Raw genomic sequence first — 20645 nt, forward strand, 5'->3', positions numbered from 1 at the left:
CCTATATAGAATTCATCATTTGAAACATCGGCATAATCATCGCTAAGTACATCACAATGACTATAACCCCAAGACATGTAAATAAAATGGGTTGAATCACAAATAACATACGTTTAATTTTTTGTTCTACCTTTTCAATAATGAGCTCACTGTAATCACCAAGCTCATTTGCTAAATTACCGTTTGCTTGTCCATGCGTAATGATATAAGAAAGTTCTTTCTCGTAATAACCGCTTTTATCAATAATAGATTGTAACGGTTCTCCTGCAATTAATTGCCGCTCAATTCGGTCTGCTTCATACTGAAAGAACGGATGATACTTTTGCTTCATCATTATTGTTAATGCTTCGTGTACCGACAATCCACCGTGTAATAAACCACTTAATTGAGTGGAAAAATAATGCGAATGATTTAAAATAAGAAATGTTTTCATAAGGGGAATACGGATCATAATCTTTACCTTTTGAGTAGGCGGAAGTTTTCGGAAATAAAATATATATAAACTAAATCCCATTATAACGATAAGAACAATCATATAAATGAAGTAGGGTAATAATTTAATTGCAACTAAAATTTGCTCCGTAAGTGGTGGTGCTGTAGAACGTAAAGAACTATACATCATTTCAAACTGAGGCAATAAAATGAGGTTAAAAACAGAAAGCATAATCATTAAAAAAAATGATAAAAACATAGGATATCGCATTACTTTCATCATATCTTTCCTATATTTATCTTTCTTGTAAAGAAGTACGCTCCCTTGTTGCAAAGCAAAAGAAATGTCACCATGTCGCTCTGCATAAAACAAATAACTTAACATCTCAGAGTGAAACATTAATTGGTGAAAAGAAGCGTGCAAACTTTGTCCATTTTTCAATCCCTCGATCATACGCTGTAACTGTAATTTCTTTCCTAATGGTAGTTGCAACTGCAAAAATTCTAACGCCTGCAAAAGTGAGTAACCTTTCTCTAATAAATCACTTAATCTTTTACATAATAATGCTTGATCACTTAAACTCCATTTTCTCTTAAACATATACATCTTCTTCTAAAAAGCCTAAAGCATACCCTTTTCTAACCGACGATTCCAACGTTTTATAGTGATACGTAACATGTTCTCCACTTGCTTCTTTAATCGCTTGTTTTAATTCATATCCATATAACAGTTCATAAATGCTTGCCTGTCTCACTTTCCTCATTGATTTACATAAAGTTGCACACTTCCCTCTGCAAAATGGACATTTTAATTCGACGAGCCGCTGAGCAGCTACTGCTAATAATGATTGTTCAATTTCTTGCCTTGTAATACCATAATCCATAAATCGTAGTATCGCTCCTTTCGCATCATTTGTATGCAAGGTTGTCATTACTAAATGTCCCGTCAAACTGGCCCTTACAGCTACTTTTGCTGTTTCTTCATCACGAATTTCGCCAACTAAAATAATATCTGGATCATGACGCAAAATAGCCTTTAATCCCGTTTTATATGTGATACCAGCTTTTTCATTTATTTGAATTTGTAATAAACCGTCTTTTCTTTGCTCAACTGGATCTTCCAGTGTAATGATGCGACGTGTTTGCCATTTTCTAGCTACTTCTAATAACGCATACATTGTTGTTGTTTTTCCAGAACCAGTTGGCCCAGTAAATACGAGTAACCCATGAGAATGCTTTAAAAAAGAGAGTAATTTTTCCGCTGAACTTGGAAATAACGAAAGATGAGACAGTGGCTGTACAGATGCTTGTAAATGGAGGCGAATAACGAGACTTTCTTGATATACTGTTGGAAGTGTTGAAAGGCGTAAATACACTTCTTTTCCATCAATTTGTAAGTACAACGAACCATTTTGAGGTTTTCTCCTCTCTCCTATATCCATTGATGCTAAAAATTTAAAGTGTGAAACAAGCTTTTCTCCAAATTCTTTCTCAATACACCGTTTCGTAATTAAATCTTTTCCAATACGTAATTGAATCGCCACATCCTTCTGCCTGGGCACAATATGTAAGTCCGATGCTTGCACCCTACAAGCTTCTTTCATAATCATATTTGCAAAAAGCTCGACACTATTCATCAAGTTTCCCTCCTCACTATGTATATATCATAAAAAAATGCACAAGAAAAATTAGAGATTTTGTATTTTCACTAAGAGAAAAAGGAAAAATATGTTTGTGAAATTATGAACAATTTCCGAATTATTGTCTGAAATTACCTATATAGAAGTTTATCTGTATTATAATGTTAATATCTTGGATAAAGTGATAAAGGTGGAGATCCTCATGGAACAAGCTTTAAAAATTACAGGTGTATTATCTGACCCTACTCGTTATTATATTTATAAATATATTTCGCAAAAACATAATTACGTAACTGTACAAGAAATTGCAGATGAGTTTAATATTCATCCAAACGTAGCGCGTTTACATTTATCTAAATTAGAAGATGTTAATATGCTCAAATCAGAAACAAAAAAAACTGGGAAAGGCGGCAGACCAAGCAGACTATACGTCTTGTCTCAAGATGTCATCCAGTTACAATTCCCATTTCGCGATTATCAATTATTAGCGCAGATAGCATTTAATTCACTGCTAAGCTTAGGTAGTGCTGGTGAAAAAGCGCTATATGAAACAGGGAAACAATTCGGCAAAGAATTAATGCAACAACATATGCATCGCTTAAATGTCAGTGCAGAAGCATTGACGATAGAACAAAAAATGCTAATCGCAAAAGAAGCATTCTCAACAGCTGGCTTATCCCCTGCTTTTGAATTAAGTACAGATGGCACAAAAATTTTCTATGATGTACACAATTGCCCATTTAAAGAAGTTGCTGCGCATCATCCGACTGAAATTTGTAATATGCACGGAGATATGATGAAGGGGATTTTTGAAATCCTATTCCCGAACGTGGAATTAACACGAAACGATAGTCTACTAGATGGCTGCAAATCTTGTAACTATAAAGTGAAACTTTAATCAGTGGGGGGGTTCTTCCCCCACTGATTATTAGCTTTCACCAATCGGGCTTTTACGGGAAGTTATCTCCCACCTAACTTCCTCGCATTTGCCGAATTTTGAGGTGGGAGTTTTACTGCCCCGCAAATAGCGGGATAAAGTTCAAATTTAGTTTTTCAACTAAGAAGAAGTCAATATTATAATTGGCTTCTTTTTTATATGAATGAATATTTACAATAGTTAGAAAAATAAACTATAATGAAAAGAGGTTTTACTTTTTTTAGAAAAGGAGGGAGATGGCATGGAGCGCATGTTTCGCGTTCTCGGCTTTTGGACTGGAATTTTCTCGGTTATGTTTTACGTAGGGGATATGCATTCGACCGCACTACTATTTTTAGGACAAACAGGATTCTTCGTACTTTTAAGTTATTTAAAATTAACAGAGCGTATGTATATATACGTATTCGGGGCATATTTAACCGTTTTCTTCATCGGATTTACATGGTACACAACATTTTTACTTGTCCCTGGAGCTGGGCATTAAGAGATGGCAAATTGCCATCTTTTTTTTAATTCCGCAATTCCCTAGTTGACTTATAGGTTTTATTACCTTATATTCTATATAACACATTGGAATTAGGGGGAATTAACATGAATACACTGCTTGTCGGGATTAACATCACAGTCATGCTCATTTTAGTTGGCGTATTGTATTATATGCAACGTAAGCATGTATCTTTTAATAAACGTGTATTTACTGCTTTAGGAGTCGGAATTATCTTTGGTCTTATATTACAATTTATTTATGAACCTACTTCTAAAGTAATTATCGAATCAAATACCTGGTTTAGTTTAATTGGTAACGGTTATGTGAAATTACTTCAAATGATCGTTATGCCACTTATTTTAGTATCTATTATTTCAGCATTTACAAAATTACAATTAACGAAAAACCTTGGTAAAATCAGTGGTCTTATTATCGGAATTTTAATTCTTACTACAGGAATTGCCGCAGCTGTCGGTATAGCTGCAAGCGCAGGATTTGATGTATCAGCAACAGGATTACAACAAGGTGATGCAGAATCTGCTCGTCTGAAATTAGTAGAAGAAAGATTTACTTCTATTGAAAAGACAACAATTCCAGACAAATTGTTAGAACTGTTGCCTACGAATCCTTTTCTTGATTTAACAGGTGCTCGTCCAACATCAACAATTTCTGTTGTAATATTTGCAGCCTTTATCGGGATTGCCTTTATAGGTGTAAAACGAAAATATCCAGAACAAGCAGAGCTATTTAAGAAAATGCTTGATGCTGTATATGCAATCGTAATGCGTATGGTAACATTAATTTTACGTCTTACTCCATACGGCGTATTAGCTCTTATGGCAAAGACAGTTGCTGGTAGCGATATTAACGCTATTTTAAAACTTGGTAACTTCGTTTTAGCATCTTACGTAGCTCTTATCGTAATGTTTATCATTCACTTATTATTAATCGCATTATCTGGTTTAAATCCAATTCAATATTTGAAAAAAGTGTTCCCTGTATTAACATTTGCATTCACATCTCGCTCTAGTGCTGGTGCAATGCCATTAAATATTGAAGCTCAAAAAGAAAAGCTTGGTATTTCTGAAGGAATCGCTAACTTCGCTGCATCCTTTGGGGTATCTATCGGTCAAAACGGTTGCGCAGGTATTTATCCAGCAATGCTTGCTATGATGGTCGCTCCAACTGTAGGAATTGATCCATTACAACCACAATTCATTTTAACTTTAATCGCTGTCGTTGCTATTAGCTCATTCGGTGTTGCCGGTGTTGGTGGCGGTGCAACATTCGCAGCGTTAATCGTACTATCTACAATGAACTTACCAATCGGCATTGTCGCTCTTGTTATCTCAGTTGAACCATTAATCGATATGGGTCGTACAGCTCTTAACGTAAGTGGTTCTATGACAGCTGGTCTTATTTCTAGTAAATGGCTTGGTGAATTAGATCAGGATACGTACAATCAAGATGATGTAAAAACTGGTGAGATTGCTTCATAATAAAAAAGGACGCTAACAATTTATACTGTTAGCGTCTTTTTTATTATGTTCCATCTCTATACATCTTCTCTTGAAAGTTATCACTCCAAGTATTCTTCTAGTTGCTCTTTTAACTCTTCCTCAATCTCATAACAAGATTCATCAACAAGTTCCCCTACTTTCTTACTCCCCCAAACTCTCGACTGAGTTGGCATCCCTAAAAAAGTATTTTCGCATCTCCAAATTGGAATAATGTAAAATTCAATCATCTCTCCTTCTTCATCTAATACCGCTATAGAAACTGATGAATAATATCCTATTTCAAAGGGATTCTCTTTTTCTCTTTCAAATCCCATATCTAATTTCATATTTTTCCCTATGTATAAATGCGAATACGCTTTAAAAAATCCAAGTGATATTCGCTCTATTTCCTTTTCCATACATTTAATGTTCTCTTTCAACTCCAATGTAAACTCTTGTTCTTTATAATTCATTTCCGTCTCCCCACACATAGAAAAAGAGAATATAATAACATATTCTCTTTTCTCAAATATATTTCATTATCTCACAGCCCGTCCCTTTCACAAATAACCATTTTGCTCGCACCATGTATGAAATTGTCCTACATCTACTCCAACTAACACGATATCCTTTAGCTCTACATCAATACTTTGTTCTCCAATTACAATAGCAAAATGGGATTCTAATTGTTTTTCATTTTTCTTTACAGTTCCAATTCGGTTCCGATGCGGCCCATCTTTTATATATGCTTTTTGTCCTACAATATCAAAGTTCAAGATTCTCACCTCTTTTACTGCGCTCAAATTGGAAATACAATCTCCACCTCGGAAAATTTCCTTTCATTGCACTATTTCTCTATATATATGACGAAACAATAAAAGAGTCCTTCCTTCTTTACAATTATTTTTTCTTTGTTTCATTTTTATGATTGAAACGTAAAGTTTATAATAAAATACACTTGGAAGCGCTTTCTACGCAATTTTTTATGTTATAATATAAAAGTAGAACTTCGTAAAGAGGGTTAAAAAATGAATATAAACATGATTAACAAAGTAATTGAAGCATTAAAAGTATATGGCTTTCAGGATGTATCATTCTGTGAAGAAACGAAGCAATTTTTATTTCATAACGAAACCGATATTATGAGCGGCTATGCAGAAATAACATATAGTAGTCAATTCGAAAAATTTAACGTACAAATTCATCCAATTGAAACGCATCACCAAGCAGAGTTACAAGAGGTTGAAAGACATATACAAGCTTGCATACGAAAAGTAGAGTATTTAAATGCACTTCTTACTGGACAAACAAAACTAGATGATAAAATTATTATTATGTAAAAAAAAAGAACGTGAAGCTATCACGTTCTTTTTCATTATACGTTCATTTTCTCCTTCAGCTGTAATCCTGTAACAGATTCTAATACATCCATCGCTTCTTCAAACGTCATATCAAAAATTGTCTTCTCTTCTATATAGGGAAACTGTCTAAAGCGCTTTTCTAACATTTTCACTGCATCCGATGTGAAGTTTGCGCTATCAATGCCAAATTCTGTTTCAAGAAGCACAATCCAATCTAACACATGAAAACCTAATCCATTTACGAATGAAATAAGTTTTTCTTCTGGCTGTGGAGATAAGAATACGTTTCGCTCCAGCTCACTGAAAAGTTCTTCTCCTAAAATTCCTGCTAACTCATCATCATGTTCGCGTTCAATAATCTCTTCATAACCGTAATCATCAACAAGCTCTTCTACTTCTTCACTATCCGCAAAAAGCAATTGACTAAGAATTGCATCTTTCTTAAATTCACTGTTTTGTACAACCTCTAAAAAACTTGTTTCCCATCCATTTTCTAATTTCATATTTATAACTCCTTTATATGCTTTACTTATAATAACTGTGCCCAAAATAGCCTAATGGTAACCTTCACTCTTTTTTTGCAAGAAATATTTCTCGCTGCATTCCCACGTCTAACATTCCACTTTATTCAATATATATGAGACAAGCCCCTCAATTTCTCCTTCGAAAATATCAACTTCTCGTAAATGGTAGAATGTTGTTTGCAACTCATTGCCCTTGTGATATATATAAATTTTCTTTTCCAAAGCAATTGCCATCCCTAATTCTGTATGACTTCCATTCCCACCCTCTAGTATGAGTAAGAAAACATCAGCTTCTCGTATCGCTTCTTGTTCTTCTTCACCAATCTTTTGCAATTGTTCTCTATTGGTTGCTCTTTCATTTTTCGTCCAATCATATGTATGCTGCCATCCCACTTCTTTCAACTGGCTTGATACGAAACGAACAAGATGTTTATTTTGAAATCCTGAAGCAATATAAAATTTCATTTATATTCACTCCTTAAATATGTATGGGGAAACTCCTTTTTTAGCGTTAATGGGATTTTTTCAAAAAAAATCCCCATCCTTAGAACTTATTTGCGTTTCAATGATGGGGTGCCTCATGATCTTCTTTTATTTTTTGTTTTTTATAACTTTCATCAGCTAACATTTCTAGTTCAGCTGTTATTTCTGATTTTTCAAGCTCTCGTTCTTGTGAAAATTTCCGTGAAATATAAACAATAACACTACCAACGTACAACACAAAGCATATAATAAGTGCAGTATTTTCATAGAGACTTAGCTCCAACACAGTCACTCCTAATCCATTCGTATTTTCACGCTTAATCAATTGGAATTTCCCTATTAACCATTTGTTATTGTAACATAAAAATATCAATTCTTGGAATCTTTCATCCTACTAAAAAAGACATGATTGTTTAATCATGCCTCTGAAATATGTTGAATGATAGTTTTAATCGCTTCTTTTCCATTATATTTTTTTAATGCTGTTTTATACGTCTCATTATTATGAGATAGCTCTTCTATATGCTTTATAAGCGCATTCACCGTTACATCCTCTTCATATAATACCGATGCATACCCTTGTCTTTTAAAGGATTCAGCATTTAAAATTTGATCTCCACGGCTTGCAAATTTCGATAACGGAATTAAAACCATAGGCTTTTGCATTGTTAAAAATTCAAAAATCGCGTTGGATCCCGCACGTGAAATAACAAAATCTGTTGCTGCTAATATATCCGGCAACTCTTCATGTACATATTCAAATTGTCTATATCCTTCTTTATTTTGTAAGGATTCATCAAGATTTCCTTTTCCGCAAAGATGCACAATTTGATAATTTTTCAGAAGATCTGGAAGTGCCGATCGAACCGTTTCATTAATTTTCTTTGCGCCTAAACTTCCTCCCATAACAGTAATAACTGATTTCTTCCGGGAAAACCCTAGAAACTTTAAACCTTTTTCAAGATTTCCTCTTAGTACGTCTTCACGTACAGGCGATCCTGTATATATTACTTTTTCTTTCGGTAAATGTTTCGCTGCTTCTTCAAATGTAACAAATATTTTCGAGGCAAAACGGAGCGCAATTTTATTTGCTAGTCCAGGTGTCATATCAGATTCATGTAATAAAACTGGCACCCTATTTAGCCACCCTCCTATTACGACTGGTACGGATACGAAACCACCTTTTGAAAAAATAACATCCGGTTTTAGTTTACGAATTGTTACGTACGCATCCATAACACCCTTCATCACGAGAAAAGGATCTTTTATATTTTTCAAATCAAAATAACGACGTAGCTTCCCGCTTGCAATACTATGGTATGGGATTCCTTCTTTTTCTATAATCGTTTTCTCAATCCCTTGATGCGAACCAATATAAGAGATATCCCAGTTCTGCTTTTGTAAATGTGGAATAATTGCTAAATTAGGTGTTACATGCCCGGCCGAACCGCCACCTGTAAAGACTATTTTTTTCATACGTCTCCCCCTTCTACACTATAGTACACTAAAATACCTTGCCTCAGGGTGAGAAAATACCATAGCCGTTACAGACGCTTCTGGCTCCATCATAAATCCTTCTGTTAATGAAATACCTATTTCTTCTGGATGAATTAAGCGAAATAATTTTTCTTGATCAGCAAGTTCTGGGCATGCTGGATAACCAAATGATACGCGTATTCCTCTATATTTTGTACGGAATCTCTCTTCCATCGTCAGTTCAGGTGAATCTGGAATTCCCCAACGATCACGAATGAGCATATGTGTTTTTTCAGCAAGTCCTTCTGCTAATTCAAGTGCTAACGACTGAATCGCATGACTGCGTAAATAATCTCCCTTCGCCTTCCATTCCTCTGCAATATCTCGAACCCCTTCTCCAACGGTAACAGATAAGAAAGCGACATAATCCATCTCATCTCCAATCGGGCGTATATAATCTCCTAAAGTACGGTATGGTGCTTTCCCTTGTCTCGGAAATTCAAATCGCTCTATAATACGTGTGTGATCTTCCGGATCGTATATAATTATATTTTGTCCATCACTTTGCGCCGGGAAAAATTGATACACCGCTTTTGGGCGTAACCAAGATTGTCCTTCTTGTAATAATTCATCAATTAAATCATTTAGCTCATGTGCTCTTTTATCCCCTTCTTGCAAGAGTTTTTTTACGTTTCCTTTTAACCCAAGATGGTGTCCAATTAACATTTGTCTATTTAAAAACGGTGCAAGATGGAGGGCAGGAATATCCCGTAATACAACTCGTTTCGTCGAATCTGGTATCATAACAGTTGCTTTTGGCAACGGCTCAATAACTGCGGGAATTTCTATTTTTTTCTCCTCTTGTTTCACAATATGAAGATGGCGTTCCTTTTTATCTCGCTTCATCTTTTCACGTTCTTCTTCTTTTTGTAATTTGTTAATAATATCAAGACCTGTCATTGCATCACTTGCATAACATACGAGCCCTTTATAAGATGGAGAAATACGATTATCTGTAAATTTCCTCGTTAGTGCTGCACCACCTACAACAATTGGAATATCAATATTCGCTGCTTTTAAATCTTCAGCAGTCGTTACCATTTGTTGTGCGGATTTTACTAACAAACCAGAAAGGCCAATAATATCAGGTTTCTTTTCTTGTACTTCTTGAACAATTCGATCCGAACGAACATTAATTCCTAAATTAATAATTTCATATCCGTTATTTGATAAAATAATTTCAACAAGGTTTTTCCCAATATCATGTACGTCTCCTTTAACAGTCGCTAATAATACTTTCCCTTTTTTTGCACTCTCACTAGATTCCATATGTGGCTCTAAATAACTTACGGCAGCTTTCATACTTTCAGCACTTTGCAATACTTCAGCAACGATAAGCTCATTACCATTAAATAATCGCCCCACCTCATCCATTCCTGTCATAAGCGGCCCGTTAATAATATCCAGAGGTTTTCGTCCTTCTGTAAGCGCGAGACTTAGATCTTCTTGTAGTCCTTGCTTCGTACCTTCTACAATATAATTTGCCAGTCGTTCATCAAGTGTTAGCGTTTCTTGTGTAGCGACTTCTTTCTTTTTGGCAACACGATAAAAGTTTGTAAATTTTTCTAACGTCTCTTTCGTCGTTTCAAATAATAATGCATCCGCAAGACGTTTTTCTTCCTCTGGAATTAACGCATAGCGTTCTAATTTTTCCGTATTAACAATCGCATAATCTAATCCTGCTTTCGTTGCATGATATAGAAAGACAGAGTTTAATACTTCACGTCCAGCTGGTGGTAAACCAAAAGATATATTACTCACACCTAGAATCGTTAAACATTCTGGTAACGCTTCTTTAATAAGACGAATTCCTTCTATAGTCGCTGCCGCTGAACCTATATATTCTTCATCACCTGTTCCTACAGGAAACACAAGCGCATCAAAAATAATATCAGATGGGCGTATACCATACTTTTTCGTTAGTAATTCATAGCTTCTTTTAGCAATCTCTATCTTTCTTTCTGCACTAACTGCCATACCATCTTCATCAATTGTCCCTACAACTATCGCAGCACCGTATTTCCGAAGAAGGGGTGTCACTTTTTCAAAACGTTCTTCTCCATCCTCTAAATTAATAGAATTGATAACACCTTTTCCTTGAATATAAGTAAGGGCTTTCGCCATAACATTTTCATCTGTTGAATCAATCATAATCGGTACTTTTAACACTTTCGTAACTTCTGCCAAGAATCTTTCCATATCTTCTATTTCATCACGATCAGGGTCTGCCATACAAATATCAATAATATGAGCATTTTTCTTCACTTGCGCTCTTGCCACTTCAGCAGCCTCTTCAAATTTCCCTTCTGCTACTAATCTTTTAAACTTACGCGATCCAATTACATTCGTCCTTTCTCCAACAAATAAAGGCCTCATAGAATCATCGTATTGCAACGCTTCTAGTCCACTAATTCCATGTCCAACCCTTTCATGATGCTCACGAGGATTAATCGAGGCAAGCGCCGATTGAATTACACGTATATGTTCTGGTGTTGTGCCACAACAACCACCAATAATATTAATCCATCCTTCTTCAGCAAAACGTTTTACTTTTTCAGCAAGTGACGCTGGAGATTCGTGATAATGCCCATCTTCATCAGGAAGACCAGCGTTTGGATAACACGAAATATAACACTCCGATAAATCAGATAGGGAACGTATATGTTCCCTCATAAATTCTGGACCAGTAGCACAGTTTAATCCAACCGATAATGGCTTCATATGCTCTACCGATAAATAAAAGGCTTCGATCGTTTGACCCGCTAAAGTCGTTCCCATCGGTTCAATTGTTCCAGAAATCATAATAGGTACTATTTTGTTTAGTTCTTCAAACGCCGATTGAATTCCAATGTACGCAGCTTTCACATTACGCATATCTTGACTCGTTTCAACGAGTAATACATCAACTTCTCCTCTTAATAGTCCTCTCGCTTGTCTTGTATAGGCTTCAATTAACTCTTCAAAAGTCACACCGCCTGTAACACTAATCGCTTTCGTCGTTGGTCCCATCGCTCCCGCAACATACACTTCTTTCCCACTTTCTTTAACCGCTTGCTTCGCCAAAAGCGCTGCCCTTTCGTTTAACTCTTCATCTAAATGAGACAATGCATAATCACTTAATACAATATTTGTTGCACCAAACGTATTCGTTTCAATAATATCTGCTCCAGCTTCAATGTAGACTTTATGAATATTTAAAATAACATCCGGTCTTGTTTTTACTAAATATTCATTACAACCTTCGTATTCTTCTCCTCCAAAATCTTCCGCTGTTAAGTCTTCTTGCTGGATCATCGTTCCCATTGCACCATCTAATATTAAAATTTCATGTTGTAATCTCTCTTCTATTCGTTTCATCAATTAATACCTTCTTTCACTTCTTGCTTTTCTCTCACATATTTCACGAGATGTTCTGTAATTTCATATTTTAAAAACGGTGTAATAAGATAAATACCGTTAAAGTATTTCATCGCCGCATCGATCAACTCTTGTGAAATACGAATCCCTTCCTCTATGGCTGCCTCTTTCGTTTCATGTCCATCCATTCTTTGTCTTATCTCTTCAGGGAGAGTAATACCCGGCACTTCAAAATGAAGAAAATCTGCGTTCCGCTTACTTACTAACGGCATAATTCCAATAAAGATAGGTTGTTCCAAATGCTTTGTCGCTTCATATACTTCTTCTATTAAAGCAACATCATATATCGGCTGCGTTAAGAAATATTCAGCACCAGCATCAATTTTTCGTTCCATTCGCTTGACCGCTGCTTTTAAATGCCTTACATGAGGATTGAATGCCCCTCCGACAGAAAATCTTGTTGCCGGACCAATTGATTTCCCTAAAATAGAGCGACCGTCGTTCATCTCTTTAATCATTTTAATGAGCTCTATCGATGACAAATCATATACAGAAGTTGCACCTGGGAAATCGCCAACGCGCGCTGGATCACCAGTTAAAGCTAGCACTTCCTCCATACCTAATGCTGATAATCCAAGCAAGTGAGACTGTAGTCCAATGACGTTATGGTCTCTACACGTTAAATGCGTTAATACTGGAATATCATGCTTCGTTAATAATGTACCCATAGCCATATTCGAAACGCGAGGAGATGCTAATGAATTATCTGCTAGAGTAATAGCATCCGCTCCAGCCCTTTTCAGTGCTCTTGCCCCTTCAAAAAAACGCTGCGTGTCTAACGTTTTCGGTGGATCTAATTCCACTACAACTGTCGTTTGTTCCTTTGCCTTTTCTGCGAGAGTAACATGAGCTCTCGAACGCTTCTCATGTGTATGGACCACTTTAGGCCTTTGAATCGTCTCCTTTGCTACTACAGGTGCAACATTTGCAATAGCACGTTTCATTCCTTCAATATGTTCCGGGGTAGTACCACAACAACCACCCAATAACCGAATACCTTGCTCAATAAATTTCGGTGTCATTTCTTCAAAATACGCTGGACTTCCCTCATATACGTAACGCCCTTCCACATAATTCGGGAGACCTGCATTCGGATATGCTGATAAATAGCCATTTTGAGGAATCGATATCATTTTGAAAGCTTCCGTCATGTGAAGCGGGCCTAGTTGACAGTTCAACCCAACAACATTGGCACCGTAATCTAAAAGCTGTTTTAATATTTCATTGACATCATTCCCATTTTGAGTCGTACCTGCCTCATGTAACGCTAACTGAGCAACAATCGGAATATTCGTTTGTTTACGCAATACTTTAACGGCATGCAATAATTCAAATTCATCATAAAAAGTTTCTAATAGTAATCCATCAACCTGTTCTTCTAGTAAAGCACCTGCCTGCTCAAGTAACATAAATTCTCGCTCTATATCAGTCGTTGTAACAGCACCAATATGTTTCATACCTCCAATTGTCCCTAAAATTGCATTCCGATCTGTTACTGATGCTTTCGCAATATTCACTGCCGCTTTATTAATTTGGACAACTTGATTTTCTAGACCATACATGCGGAGTTTCGCTTCATTCGCACCATACGTATTCGTTTGAATAACATCCGCTCCAGCAGCTACATATTGTTTATGGATCGATATAATTAAGTCCGGATCAGACAAATTCAATTCTTCAAAACTACTTTGTAAACCATGCGAATGTAATAACGTTCCAACCGCACCATCACCTATTACAATTCCTTTTGATAATAAATCTAGTAATTTCACGAATCTCCCTCATTTCTATCAATATAAAAACCCCCTCTTCACTTTGAAGAGGGGGACATAATTGTTCCTCCTCTTATTATGCAAAACACACGTTTTGCAGGTTTTAGCACCGTTTCAAACATTTAGTTTGAAGGTTGCCGGGTTTCACAGGGCCTTTCCCTCCACCGCTCTCAATAAGAGTTTGTCTTTATTATTTTATTTATGTAGCTAAAAGGAAATACGTTCCCCTTTTAACAATGTTTGTTAATTTTTTATAAATTTAGCACGCACTAAAATAAAAGTCAATGACACTTGCGGAAAAATAAAAATTATTTAAAATAAAGTTGCAATTCAATTATCTTTTGTTGTAAAGTTAAAACCATAATAAAATTTCATACGAACATTCTTATCTAGAGAGGTAGAGGGACTGGCCCTTTGACGCCTCAGCAACCATTAACATTCATTCGTTAATAAGGTGCTAATTCCAGCAAATTGTGAAAGATTTGACAGATGAGAAGAAGACTCTATTCAATCCGAAAGCCTTCTTCTTAGAAGGCTTTTTTTATTTTCACTTAGTCGTTCACTTTAAAAAGGGGGAATTTTCACATGTCAACAATCGAAACAAAACTAGCACAAATCGGGAACCGTAGCGAAACTACAACAGGAACGGTTAATCCACCTGTTTATTTCTCAACTGCTTATCGTCACGAAGGAATTGGTAAATCTACTGGATTTGACTATTCAAGAACTGGAAATCCGACTCGAGGCCTTTTAGAACAGGCAATTGCAGACTTAGAAAGCGGTGAGCAAGGGTATGCCTGTAGTTCAGGAATGGCGGCTGTTCTCCTTGTCCTTTCACTATTCCGTTCCGGAGATGAGCTTATCGTATCTGAAGACTTATACGGGGGAACATATCGTCTATTTTCCGAACATGAAGACAAGTGGAATATTCGATGTAGATACGTAGATACACAATCTATTAAACAAATTGAGCAAGCAATCACATCTCAAACGAAGGCTATTTTCATAGAAACACCGACTAATCCATTAATGCAAGTAACTGATATCGTAAGTGTAGCAAGTGTAGCGAAAAGGCACGGACTACTTCTTATTGTAGATAACACGTTCTATACACCTTATATACAGCAACCATTAATAGAAGGTGCAAACATCGTCCTTCATAGCGCAACTAAATATTTAGGCGGTCATAACGATGTACTAAGCGGACTTGTCGTTGCGAAAGGGAAATCTCTTTGCGAGGAGCTTGCTCATTATCATAATGCCTCTGGTGCTGTCTTAAGCCCGTTTGATTCATGGCTATTAATTCGAGGCATGAAGACTTTAGCACTTCGCATGAAACAGCATGAAGAAAACGCTCATGCAATTGTTGCTTATTTAAATGATGAAGATGGTGTGACAGATGTATTTTATCCAGGAAGAGGTGGTATGATTTCATTTCGCCTTCAAGATGAAACTTGGATTAATCCTTTCTTACAATCTTTATCCTTAATTACATTTGCTGAAAGTCTTGGCGGTGTCGAAAGTTTAATGACTTATCCAGCAACGCAAACTCATGCCGATATTCCAGAAGATGTTCGAACAGCACGTGGTGTGTGTAATCGTCTTCTCCGTTTTTCAGTCGGCATCGAAAATAGCAACGACTTAATTCGAGACTTAAAGCAAGCAATTAAACTTGTAAAAGAAGGTGTAAGAATATGAGTTATTCCATAGATACGCTTTTACTGCATAATCAATACAAGCATGACACACACACAGGAGCTGTTAACGTTCCCATCTATAACACATCAACATTCCATCAGTTTGATGTAGATGCTTTCGGAAAGTATGACTATAGTAGATCTGGAAATCCAACACGTGAAGCTCTTGAAGATATCATTGCTTTATTAGAAGGCGGGACAAAAGGATTTGCCTTTGCATCAGGCATTGCAGCCATTTCTACTGCATTTCTCCTTCTTTCACAAGGTGACCATGTTCTTATTTCAGAAGATGTATATGGAGGTACTTATCGAATTGTTACTGAAGTTCTCTCCCGTTATGGTGTTTCACATACATTTGTTGATATGACCAATGTGGAAGAAGTAAAAGAAAACATTAAACCAAATACGAAGCTCTTTTATGTAGAAACACCTTCTAACCCACTTTTAAAAGTGACAGATATTCGTGCTGTTTCTAATCTTGCAAAATCTATTGGTGCTCTTACTTTTGTTGATAATACATTTTTGACACCACTATTTCAAAAACCGCTTGATCTTGGCGCTGATGTCGTTCTTCATAGCGCTACAAAGTTTATTGCTGGTCATAGCGATGTCACCGCCGGATTAGCTGTCGTAAAAGATGAAGAACTCGCTCAAAAACTCGGCTTTCTACAAAACGCTTTTGGTGCTATTTTAGGACCGCAAGATTGTTCTCTCGTGCTTCGCGGCATTAAAACATTGCATGTACGTCTCGAACATTCAGCTGCAGGTGCCAACAAAATCGCACATTTTTTACAAGAGCACTCTAAAGTTCAAAATGTCTATTACCCTGGATTACAATCACATCTTGGCTATAGTATTCAACAAACTCAAGCAACATCAGCTGGGGCTGTTTTATCTTTCACCTTACAATCCGAAGATGCACTGCGCCAATTTTTATCAAAAGTTAAACTACCCGTTTTTGCGGTTAGTCTAGGAGCTGTTGAATCTATTCTTTCATATCCAGCAAAAATGTCACATGCAGCTTTATCACAGGAAGCACGTGATGAAAGAGGGATTTCCAATTCATTACTCCGTTTATCGGTTGGTCTTGAAAATGTTAACGATTTAATATCCGATTTTGAAAATGCTCTTTCTTATGTAGAAGAACCCGTAAATGCATAGAGAGAAAAGAAGATATGAAATTAAGTTTTCATATCTTCTTTTTATGCTGTCTAGCATATTCATTTAAATGTTTTTTCTTTTTGTATAGTTCATTAAAAAATAAAAGTATATCATCTATTTCCAAGTAATGGATTAATTGATATATTAAGAAATAAAAAAGGGGTAAAAATAATGGATACTTGTGCAGATATTTTAATCATTATCGATTTACAAAATGGGGTATGTTATAGCGGAGAGCATTTATTTGATTTACAAAACTTGCTTACAAAAGTAAATAAAAGAATTTCTTCATACAGAAAATCAAATAAACCAATCATTTTTGTTCAACATTGTGATGATGATTTAGTACCCGAAAAAGAACCTTGGGATATTCATACCAATCTAGATGTTCAGGAACAAGATTTCTTTGTAAGAAAAACACATGCAAATTCATTTTATAAAACAAACTTAAAAGAGATTTTAGACAAATTATCTGTACATCGCATTGAATTTTGCGGCGCCCAAACAGAATACTGTATGGATGCTACGATTAAATTTGCCCACGGACTGGGATACGAAAACTTCATGGTGCAGAAAGCAACCTCTACTTTGAATAATTCATTTATGTCTGCAAAAGAGACAATTGATTTTTATGAGAATATATGGAACCACAGATTTTTAAAGTTGATAAAAGATGAACTCTAGAATAAATGACTAATGACTTGATTATTCTAAGATTTATCAGTTACATCCAAACATTTCATTATCATCATAAAGAAGCTGATCATAATCAGCTTCTTTTCTTTTAACCTGTTATATATTCTATATATAACATTATAATTCCTTTGTCATATTATTTTAAAAATTTTGTATATTCATTTGAAAGAATAAGAAAATCATGATAAAATTGTGTTACGAATATATCTATATCTTTCAATTTTTGAAACGCATCAAAATTTTCACTCAAAAATGTCATTTTACAAAACTGTGCAAATTTATCTATTTTATTTACATCAGGGTCTCTTTTCTTACAATTTCTTTACTTTAGGACTTTTTTTCTGCAACAACTGTTTTCTTTTCTTTGATTTTTTGGTATGTATAGTATGGTATAACAGCTCACACGGAGGTGGAAAAGAACATGTTAGAAACCTTTCAAAAAGAAATAGAACTATATGAAAGCAATGCAGAATTATTGAAAGTGCTTGCTCATCCTGTTCGCTTATGTATTGTAAAGGGATTAATTGAACGTGGCCCAAGCAACGTTTCTACAATGTACACAGGCTTAAACATGCCACAATCTACAATTTCACAGCATTTAGCAAAGTTAAAAAGTGCTAAAATCGTTTCTAGTGAAAGGAAAGGATTGGAAATTTACTACAAAGTAGAAAACGAAACAATCATTCAACTCGTTCGCGTATTATTAGGTTAGGGACCTATAGACAGAGAAAAAGAGTGTATTCTATATTTTTCATCTCATATCTTTAATATAAATATATATCATGAGAGAAAATATATAATGCTACATAATTAAAAGTCGTATTAAAAAACAAGACACAGAAAATACTGTGTCTTGTTTTTTTTCATATTGTTAAATATTGATTCAAAAGTAAATTCTTCATATCTTTTGTGTGTATAACAACATCGAAAGCATTACCTAATCCTCCGTTCAAAATCATAGAGCGAATAGCTCTATTTAGTTTTTGAGTTTCAGAAAAAGGGTTGGTATCTTGATGGCTAGCAAGCTGATCTAATATTCCTGCTGCTAACAAAAACTCTGATTGCTTCCTATGCCATATCGTATTAATTCCTTGTAGCTCAAAATTCATCTTCAACTCATCCCAATGAACATGCGTAGTAAGGTCCATTTCTCCTGGATATGCAAGAGGATTACGAATTAGCTTGTGCTTATAATATCCTCTTAAACTTCCTTCACGATGTGCAGGATGCATCCATTCTTCTTTTGTATATCCATAATCAACTGTAATACATATACCTTTCTGAAACCATTTCGCAATCTCTTCTATATACTCTTCCATTGCAATAGGCACTTCAAAGCGCTGTCCCTCAGCAATATGAATGTTATATTTCAATAAGTAACGACCGACTCTTTTCTCTATCGGTCTAAATACTTCTGTAAGGTTTCCCTCATCTGTATACGTGATACGTACTTCATACAAAATTCCATTTCTTTTCTCAACTATCTCAACAGGAAACGCATCAAATAATTCATTCGAAAAAATAATTCCTTCGAAAGACTCTCCCATTTCAATATAAGATGTATAATACGACACATTATCAAATAAGCAAAGCCTCTCCTGTTGTAGCCTTCTATGAAAAGGGCTCACTTCAATAATTGAATAGTTTAAATTGATAAAGGTTTCCGGAGATAATTGTTTCCATTCTTGTAAAACATCATAGGCAAACTTTCCTGTTCCCCCACCAATCTCACAAATATTTGGAGAAACTTCTCCCTTTTCAACAAGCCGAATAAAAAACTTAGTAAAAGTCTTCGCAAATACAGAAGATACATTGCTACTCGTAAAAAAATCTCCCTGTCTTCCAATTTTTTCACGTTCTCTCATATAATACCCATGTTCCTCTGCATATAATACGAGGTTCATATACGTACTATATGAAATCGAATGATCCTTTTCTTTTCCCATCCATTCTCTTAAATTGAGCTCCATCCCCATAATGACTCCTTATTGTAAAAATGGATTATTTTCTTTTTCAAAACCAATGCTTGTTTCTGGACCGTGTCCACATAACACCGCTGTTTCATCTGGTAATACAAATAATTTCTCTTCAATACTTCCAATTAATTCAGCAAAACTTCCACCAGGTAAATCCGTTCTTCCAATACTCATTTGGAACAATACATCTCCAGAAAATACAGCATTCGCTTCTTTACTATAATAAGAAATACTTCCTGGAGAATGTCCTGGTGTCTCAAAAATTTCAAAACTAAAAGAACTGATCGTTAATGTACCCTCTTCGTCAATAATATGATCTGCTGGTTTTGCTGTAATACTGCGGTTCATCATAAAAATTTGCGAGCCATTCACAGTTGCATCGCCTAACCAATTCGCTTCTTCTTTATGTACGTATACCGGAATATGAAAAGCGTCTCTCACGGCATCAACAGCACCAATATGATCGAAATGAGCATGTGTTAATAAAACCGCAAGTGGCTTTAACTGCGCTTCCTGTAAATATGTAACAAGTTTCTCTCCTTCATGACCAGGATCAAAAATAATACACTCATTTTGATCATTCGTTAAAATATAAGCATTTGTTTGTAATGGGCCTAAAGGCATTTGTATCCATTTCATATGAAAATCTCCTCCAGTTATTTAATTTACTTTTAATGATACAACATTTCTTTCTCTTAGGAAAAGAAGGCGTGTTATCTCGACAATCATTTTTAAAACATGTACAATATAAAAGAGTAAATATTCTAAAAACTCATTCTAAGGAATGAGTAGACAGAGGAGGATATTGTATGGGCCTTGTTATTATTTTTACGCTAGTCACTCTGTTAGCTGTATTTGCTACGCTTAGAACACTTCGCGAAAAAAACTTATTCGCGGGCGGCTTCGCTATTGCAACCGTACTTGTTTTCGGATGGTTTACAATCATGACTGTTCTATATAATGGGTACCCACCAACAGCTTAATCTATTTACATTTTTATTCTCCAACAAGATCTTGCATAAAAAGA

General features: G+C 35.5%; 21 protein-coding genes and 2 riboswitches. Of the genes, 9 read left to right on the top strand and 12 right to left on the bottom strand.

All coding sequences use genetic code 11. The annotated features are described in order from the left end of the window. Window position 1 precedes the first annotated feature (1 nt). On the bottom strand, window positions 2-1039 hold the full coding sequence (gene comGB / locus SB773_RS05685) for a competence type IV pilus assembly protein ComGB (RefSeq protein WP_410588947.1): 1038 nt from the start codon (window positions 1037-1039) through the stop codon (window positions 2-4). After that, window positions 1026-2069 carry a competence type IV pilus ATPase ComGA gene (gene comGA / locus SB773_RS05690; RefSeq protein ID WP_113734225.1) on the bottom strand — a complete coding sequence of 348 codons (1044 nt, stop codon included), beginning with the start codon at window positions 2067-2069 and terminating at the stop codon, window positions 1026-1028. The genes comGB and comGA overlap by 14 nt, the downstream gene beginning before the upstream one ends. A gap of 205 nt (window positions 2070-2274) precedes the next feature. On the opposite strand from comGA, the gene SB773_RS05695 reads away from it, so the two are divergent. The 3 genes from SB773_RS05695 to SB773_RS05705 all read left to right on the top strand — a co-directional run bounded on the left by SB773_RS05695 (window position 2275) and on the right by SB773_RS05705 (window position 4995). Further along, window positions 2275-2970: a helix-turn-helix transcriptional regulator gene (locus SB773_RS05695; RefSeq protein ID WP_002014995.1), complete on the top strand. Its 696-nt coding sequence runs from the start codon at window positions 2275-2277 to the stop codon at window positions 2968-2970. A 280-nt stretch (window positions 2971-3250) separates the two neighbouring features. Further along, window positions 3251-3493, top strand: coding sequence for a DUF2626 domain-containing protein (locus SB773_RS05700; protein ID WP_002015110.1), 243 nt, complete (start codon window positions 3251-3253; stop codon window positions 3491-3493). A 107-nt stretch (window positions 3494-3600) separates the two neighbouring features. Next, window positions 3601-4995 (top strand): L-cystine transporter, encoded by a 1395-nt coding sequence (locus tag SB773_RS05705; protein ID WP_002138338.1) that lies wholly within the window; start codon window positions 3601-3603, stop codon window positions 4993-4995. 80 nt (window positions 4996-5075) lie between these two features. Here SB773_RS05705 and SB773_RS05710 read toward each other — a convergent pair whose 3' ends face one another. Both SB773_RS05710 and SB773_RS05715 read right to left on the bottom strand, forming a co-directional pair. Next, a complete protein-coding gene (locus SB773_RS05710; protein ID WP_060749607.1) occupies window positions 5076-5468 on the bottom strand; it encodes a hypothetical protein in 393 nt (130 codons plus the stop codon). Between the two features lie 87 nt (window positions 5469-5555). After that, complete coding sequence (locus SB773_RS05715; protein ID WP_002015115.1) at window positions 5556-5771, bottom strand: DUF3912 family protein; 216 nt, start codon at window positions 5769-5771, stop codon at window positions 5556-5558. Window positions 5772-6023: 252 nt separating this feature from the next. Between SB773_RS05715 and SB773_RS05720 the strand changes: the two genes are divergently transcribed. Further along, window positions 6024-6335: a hypothetical protein gene (locus SB773_RS05720; RefSeq protein WP_002165070.1), complete on the top strand. Its 312-nt coding sequence runs from the start codon at window positions 6024-6026 to the stop codon at window positions 6333-6335. A gap of 35 nt (window positions 6336-6370) precedes the next feature. Here the strand turns inward: SB773_RS05720 and SB773_RS05725 are convergent, their stop codons facing one another. The 6 genes from SB773_RS05725 to SB773_RS05750 all read right to left on the bottom strand — a co-directional run bounded on the left by SB773_RS05725 (window position 6371) and on the right by SB773_RS05750 (window position 14088). Beyond that, window positions 6371-6859 carry a hypothetical protein gene (locus tag SB773_RS05725; RefSeq protein WP_060749606.1) on the bottom strand — a complete coding sequence of 163 codons (489 nt, stop codon included), beginning with the start codon at window positions 6857-6859 and terminating at the stop codon, window positions 6371-6373. 108 nt (window positions 6860-6967) lie between these two features. Continuing rightward, window positions 6968-7345 (bottom strand): nucleoside 2-deoxyribosyltransferase, encoded by a 378-nt coding sequence (locus SB773_RS05730; protein ID WP_002034029.1) that lies wholly within the window; start codon window positions 7343-7345, stop codon window positions 6968-6970. Between the two features lie 97 nt (window positions 7346-7442). Further along, window positions 7443-7685 (bottom strand): DUF3966 domain-containing protein, encoded by a 243-nt coding sequence (locus tag SB773_RS05735; protein ID WP_085960924.1) that lies wholly within the window; start codon window positions 7683-7685, stop codon window positions 7443-7445. A gap of 95 nt (window positions 7686-7780) precedes the next feature. After that, window positions 7781-8839: an undecaprenyldiphospho-muramoylpentapeptide beta-N-acetylglucosaminyltransferase gene (locus tag SB773_RS05740; RefSeq protein WP_131246341.1), complete on the bottom strand. Its 1059-nt coding sequence runs from the start codon at window positions 8837-8839 to the stop codon at window positions 7781-7783. A gap of 18 nt (window positions 8840-8857) precedes the next feature. Further along, window positions 8858-12256: a methionine synthase gene (gene metH, locus SB773_RS05745; protein WP_410588952.1), complete on the bottom strand. Its 3399-nt coding sequence runs from the start codon at window positions 12254-12256 to the stop codon at window positions 8858-8860. Continuing rightward, complete coding sequence (locus tag SB773_RS05750) at window positions 12256-14088, bottom strand: bifunctional homocysteine S-methyltransferase/methylenetetrahydrofolate reductase (protein WP_410588954.1); 1833 nt, start codon at window positions 14086-14088, stop codon at window positions 12256-12258. The genes metH and SB773_RS05750 overlap by 1 nt, the downstream gene beginning before the upstream one ends. Window positions 14089-14158: 70 nt before the next feature. Continuing rightward, window positions 14159-14268: riboswitch (SAM riboswitch) on the bottom strand. 202 nt (window positions 14269-14470) lie between these two features. Further along, a riboswitch (SAM riboswitch) is annotated at window positions 14471-14584 on the top strand. An 89-nt stretch (window positions 14585-14673) separates the two neighbouring features. On the opposite strand from SB773_RS05750, the gene SB773_RS05755 reads away from it, so the two are divergent. The 4 genes from SB773_RS05755 (at window position 14674) to SB773_RS05770 (ending at window position 18354) form a co-directional block, all read left to right on the top strand. After that, a complete protein-coding gene (locus tag SB773_RS05755) occupies window positions 14674-15786 on the top strand; it encodes a methionine biosynthesis PLP-dependent protein (protein WP_410588956.1) in 1113 nt (370 codons plus the stop codon). Next, entirely contained in the window at window positions 15783-16946 is a 1164-nt protein-coding gene (metC, locus tag SB773_RS05760; RefSeq protein ID WP_131246337.1) for a cystathionine beta-lyase, read from the top strand. The genes SB773_RS05755 and metC overlap by 4 nt, the downstream gene beginning before the upstream one ends. 171 nt (window positions 16947-17117) lie before the next feature. After that, on the top strand, window positions 17118-17630 hold the full coding sequence (locus SB773_RS05765; protein ID WP_131246336.1) for a cysteine hydrolase family protein: 513 nt from the start codon (window positions 17118-17120) through the stop codon (window positions 17628-17630). Between the two features lie 433 nt (window positions 17631-18063). Further along, entirely contained in the window at window positions 18064-18354 is a 291-nt protein-coding gene (locus SB773_RS05770; RefSeq protein ID WP_000894375.1) for an ArsR/SmtB family transcription factor, read from the top strand. Window positions 18355-18505: 151 nt separating this feature from the next. Here the strand turns inward: SB773_RS05770 and SB773_RS05775 are convergent, their stop codons facing one another. Continuing rightward, window positions 18506-19618: a class I SAM-dependent methyltransferase gene (locus SB773_RS05775; protein WP_131246335.1), complete on the bottom strand. Its 1113-nt coding sequence runs from the start codon at window positions 19616-19618 to the stop codon at window positions 18506-18508. 9 nt (window positions 19619-19627) lie between these two features. Then, window positions 19628-20257, bottom strand: a complete 630-nt coding sequence (locus SB773_RS05780; protein ID WP_002034035.1) for an MBL fold metallo-hydrolase — start codon at window positions 20255-20257, stop codon at window positions 19628-19630. A 170-nt stretch (window positions 20258-20427) separates the two neighbouring features. Here SB773_RS05780 and SB773_RS05785 point away from each other — a divergent pair, with 170 nt between their 5' ends. Beyond that, complete coding sequence (locus SB773_RS05785; protein ID WP_002015138.1) at window positions 20428-20601, top strand: DUF2759 domain-containing protein; 174 nt, start codon at window positions 20428-20430, stop codon at window positions 20599-20601. Window positions 20602-20645: the final 44 nt, after the last annotated feature.

It is taken from the genome of Bacillus sp. SIMBA_074 (genome assembly GCF_046534555.1).
Classification (GTDB): Bacteria; Bacillota; Bacilli; order Bacillales; family Bacillaceae_G; genus Bacillus_A; species Bacillus_A mycoides.